The sequence below is a fragment of the Shewanella sp. 11B5 genome (assembly GCF_002836795.1).
Taxonomy (GTDB): domain Bacteria; phylum Pseudomonadota; class Gammaproteobacteria; order Enterobacterales; family Shewanellaceae; genus Shewanella; species Shewanella frigidimarina.
Genome location: NZ_PJAP01000453.1, coordinates 1 through 4,695, shown reverse-complemented (window position 1 = coordinate 4,695; position 4,695 = coordinate 1). Strand labels below are relative to the sequence as shown.

Below are 4,695 nucleotides of genomic sequence, written 5' to 3'. Positions count from 1 at the left end.
ATAATGGGTTTTTAAGTTTGAAAAAAATTCGCTGACTTAGGTTTGCTCGTTTAAATGCCATATCATGCCTAGGATGGCCATAAAACAAGCGGTCAAATGAGCCATCATTTTTAGCTTTATTGAGACCATACTCCAATCGTTCTGCCAGTTGAGGATTTTGTTTAGAAACAAAAAAATATATAACGGCAGGGTACATCAGCGCTAGTCTAGGTTCATTAATTAACGTCTTTTCTTCACGACTTTGTAGCTCAGAAAATAGCTCGACTATTCCGCGAGGAAAATAATAGCCTGTCTTTTGAGACAAATAGGGATACATTTTATTTTCGGCGACATCACTTACAACTGTAAATCTGTTTAACCTCAATATTGGCGTGTCGGGCCAATCTCTGCCCGATAATGCCGGTATCGCAGCTAAAGCTTTCATTGCTTTTACACTTGGTAAGCCAGCTATATCGCTAAATAAATCGGTATCGTTGGCATTGATTGCGAGTAAACGCAGACCGTACATGCCTTTTGCCAGGGGGAATTTGACAGGTAATAAACTGGCTTCACGACTATAAGATGTCATGGTCCAAAACACATCTATTCTGCCTTTTTGTATCTCACGTACTTGTCGTTTCTGTGAAATATCGATTTCAATAGGTTGTAGCTGATATGGACCAAATTTATCAATAGACTGATCTAGTGCTAATAATAATAATTCAATAAAGTAATTATTATATGGATCAGTGACGACTTTAGTGCCCTCCACATAAGTGACTATTTGTGGCTGCTCGGCACTGTATATCAATGTGCTCATCGTGAGTGTAAAGGTCAGTAGGCTAAACTTTATCAATTGACAAGAAAACCATAAACAACGAGTTAATTGATAAGGTATGGACATTATTCTTCTCGTTTTTGCTGTTTGTTCAGGTACATCGCTTCATCTGCAAAATGGAGTAAGTCAGATAGTGTACTAGCATCTTGGGGGTAGCGGGCAACCCCCATACTCATGCAAACATCTAATGTAGTATCTTGGTATCGAAACGGTAATTCACACACGTGTTTTTCGAGCTTATTGATGACCCTATTGATACTATCGCGCTCAGTGACTCTCGGCAAAATAATTAAAAACTCATCGCCACCTAAGCGTGCAATTGTATCGGAACTACGTAAAGTGCTGAGTATGCGTTTGGCCACTTCAATTAAAAGTGCATCACCAACAGCGTGGCCATATGTGTCATTAATAATTTTAAATCGATTAAGATCGATACTAATGATGCTAAATGAACCTTGCTGCAACTGCTCTAAAATACTCATGGCAAAACGGCGATTGGGTAAATGGGTTAATGCGTCATGCAAAGACGCTCGATTCGCTAATCGATAAGCTTGTAAAATGGCAATAAAACTCAGTAAAAATGAAATGGAGACTGCAAAGCCAATCAAGCGGATTATATTATGCTTTGTCCAAGACGTTATTTCACTCGTTGAGTTTTGCTTCGCTTGCTTTAATCCAATGATCCAACTGCCATTTAAAATATGCACTTCTTCAGTCATTAATGGCTTATCGAAAACGATATCTTTACCATAGAAAATGTCGCCATGGGTGCCTTTGCCATCAACACCTCTGATAGCCGTTCAAGATTACTGTCTATGTCTTTTATACCGGCATCGAGTAGTAGCGATTCAATATTAATAACCACGCTACAATGGCCCCAATATTGATGATTAAAAGGTGGATCAGAAAAAATGGGCATACGACCAATTATGGCTTTGTTGCCTTGAATCAGTTTAAACGGACCTTGGATAAATATTTTTTGCATTACTCGCGCTTGTTGCACACTATCCCATTGTGCTGGATTGTCTCTAAAATCCAGTCCCATGGCGCGCTCATTGCCTTCTAACGGATAAATAAAGGACAGGACATCATTAGGTGCAACACCTATATTCAGTATGTGTGGTCCTTTATTTTTAAGCTGCATCGCGACCTGCTCCCATTGGGCTAAAGTACTTTTGGGGGCGAAAGTAATTAAGGTCGATAAACTGTCAGATAAAAATACTTCTGAATTTACCAAAGCTTCAATTTTGGCGCGCAGTAAAGATAATCTACCGGATAGACGTTGATAGTTGTCTGCTTCAGCATTGCGTAAATAGTTACTGTGTAAATATTCAATAATCACAAACGAAAAAAGTAAATACCCGGTAGTGACTAACAAAAGCATTAATTTAGAGCGGGTAGAATGAATTTGCATAAACAGTTTCTAAAAGTGTTGTACGTCAAGGATAGCCTTTTATTTACATTTATTAAACATTTGTTGGGTGAGTTTTAAGCTGTTAGAAACATTTATGTCAATATAAAGCCGAGCAGAAAGTAGATGTTGATTCTTGATGATATCAATATGAAATGAGTAAATGTTAAAAACTAAAATGCTGTAGTAGGTATTAATCTACAGTTGTTTATCTGATATGTATGGCTCTTGTGAATTTTAGGCACAAAAAAAGACGCTAAAGAGCGTCTTGATTCGTTGAATTGGTGGCCCCTCCCAGACTCGAACTGGGGACCTGACGATTATGAGTCGTATGCTCTAACCAACTGAGCTAAGGGGCCGACTTAAGATAGTCGTCACTATCGAAAGCGGGGAAAGTATACGAAGTTTGTGGGCACTTGTCACCCGTGTTTTTAATTGTATTTACTTATCTTGTTTCAATTGGTTATCTGTTAAGCAATTATTGGGTTTTTGGACATAAAAAAACCTGCCGAAGCAGGTTTTTATACTATTTTTTCAGTGAGCTTACTCGTCTAAGAACGACTTTAAGATTTCTGAGCGAGAAGGGTGACGTAATTTACGTAACGCTTTGGCTTCAATTTGACGAATACGTTCACGTGTTACATCAAATTGCTTACCCACTTCTTCTAACGTGTGGTCAGTATTCATGTCGATACCAAAACGCATACGCAGTACTTTTGCTTCGCGGGCTGTTAAGCCAGCTAAGACTTCGTGTGTGGCGTTCTTTAGACTTTCGCTAGTTGCTGAGTCAAGTGGTAGCTCGAGGGTAGTATCCTCGATAAAATCACCTAAATGCGAATCTTCATCGTCACCGATTGGGGTTTCCATGGAGATTGGCTCTTTAGCGATTTTCAGTACCTTACGAATTTTATCTTCAGGCATCATCATACGTTCTGCTAATTCTTCAGGAGACGGCTCACGGCCCATTTCTTGAAGCATTTGACGAGAAATACGGTTCAACTTGTTAATCGTTTCGATCATGTGTACTGGAATACGGATCGTACGTGCTTGGTCGGCGATTGAACGAGTGATTGCCTGACGGATCCACCACGTTGCATAAGTCGAGAACTTGTAACCACGGCGGTATTCAAACTTATCTACTGCTTTCATCAAACCAATGTTACCTTCTTGGATTAAATCCAAGAACTGTAAACCACGGTTGGTGTACTTTTTGGCAATAGAAATAACCAAACGTAAGTTAGCTTCAACCATTTCTTTTTTCGCACGACGAGCTTTCGCTTCACCGATAGACATACGACGGTTAATGTCTTTAATGCCTGCGATGGTTAAATCTGTTTCAACTTCAATAGCACCAAGTTTGGTCACACAACGCGTTACGTCATCGGTGATCAAGCGCAAACCTTCAGCGTAAGGCTTAGTGCTTTCTTTTTCTTTGTTAAACCAATCTAAGTTTGTTTCGTTGCCAGTGAAAGCCTTAATAAAGTTTTTCTTTGGCATCTTAGCGTGTTCAACACAAAGCTTAATGACAAGACGTTCTTGAATTCGTACGCGGTCCATCATGGTGCGCATGCTTTTCACTAAACGGTCAAACTGTTTAGGTACTAAACGGAATTCTTTGAATAATTCGCCAATAACAAATAATGAGCCAATCGCTTCAGGGTGATCACGGCCTTTTTCGGCAATAATTCCTAAACTTTTTTCGTAGGCTTCTCTGAGTTGAGTGAATTTTTCTTTGGCTTCTTCAGGATCTGGTCCTTTGTTGCCTTCTTCCTCTTCCTCATCGTCATCATCGTCGTCATCATCGTCATCATCGTTTTTAGAGTCTGCTAATTCTGAACCAACGTTGGTGGCTGTTGGTGCGACGTCATCGTCGTCAGGATTGATAAATCCAGAGATAATATCAGACAAGCGCAATTCTTCAGCTTCATACTTATCGAATTGCTCTAAGATCATTGCGATCGCTTGAGGGTATTCACTGACAGAACTCTGTACAGTGTTGATACCTTCTTCGATACGTTTAGCAATAACAATTTCGCCTTCGCGAGTAAGTAGCTCTACCGTGCCCATTTCGCGCATATACATGCGGACAGGGTCTGTGGTTCGGCCTAACTCACTTTCTACGGTTGCGAGAGCTGCCGCTGCTTCTTCTGCAGCATCTTCGTCTGTGTTGTCTTCCGACATCATCATGTCATCGGCATCTGGCGCTTCTTCAAAAACGCGGATACCCATGTCATTTATCATCTGGATAATATCTTCAATCTGATCGGAATCGACCATGTCTGCAGGTAAGTGGTCGTTCACTTCTGCATAGGTTAAGTAACCTTGCTCTTTACCTTTAGCGAGCAACAGTTTGAGTTGCGACTGCGGAGTGTGATCCATAGATATCATCCAATTTTGGGTAACTGATAAAACGATAGGCCAGTTAGCTGTGCTAAGTGGCGCGCAAATCGTCAATTATAGCTGTGTG

The 4,695-nt window shown here is 40.4% G+C and carries 4 protein-coding genes and 1 tRNA gene; all 5 read right to left on the bottom strand.

Annotated features, from left to right (window positions below; all coding sequences use genetic code 11):
• On the bottom strand, positions 1-883 hold an 883-nt coding region (locus CXF78_RS10535), incomplete at its 3' end, for a hypothetical protein (protein WP_102036748.1).
• Positions 883-1,536 carry a GGDEF domain-containing protein gene (locus tag CXF78_RS10530; protein WP_102036747.1) on the bottom strand — a complete coding sequence of 218 codons (654 nt, stop codon included), beginning with the start codon at positions 1,534-1,536 and terminating at the stop codon, positions 883-885. The genes CXF78_RS10530 and CXF78_RS10535, both read right to left, overlap by 1 nt.
• Positions 1,536-2,231: a CHASE domain-containing protein gene (locus CXF78_RS10525; protein WP_102036746.1), complete on the bottom strand. Its 696-nt coding sequence runs from the start codon at positions 2,229-2,231 to the stop codon at positions 1,536-1,538. Before CXF78_RS10525 ends, CXF78_RS10530 begins: the two co-directional genes overlap by 1 nt.
• 279 nt (positions 2,232-2,510) lie before the next feature.
• Positions 2,511-2,587: transfer RNA gene (locus tag CXF78_RS10520), tRNA-Ile, on the bottom strand.
• Positions 2,588-2,771: 184 nt separating this feature from the next.
• Positions 2,772-4,607 (bottom strand): RNA polymerase sigma factor RpoD, encoded by a 1,836-nt coding sequence (rpoD, locus tag CXF78_RS10515; RefSeq protein WP_102036745.1) that lies wholly within the window; start codon positions 4,605-4,607, stop codon positions 2,772-2,774.
• Between the last annotated feature and the right edge of the window lie 88 nt (positions 4,608-4,695).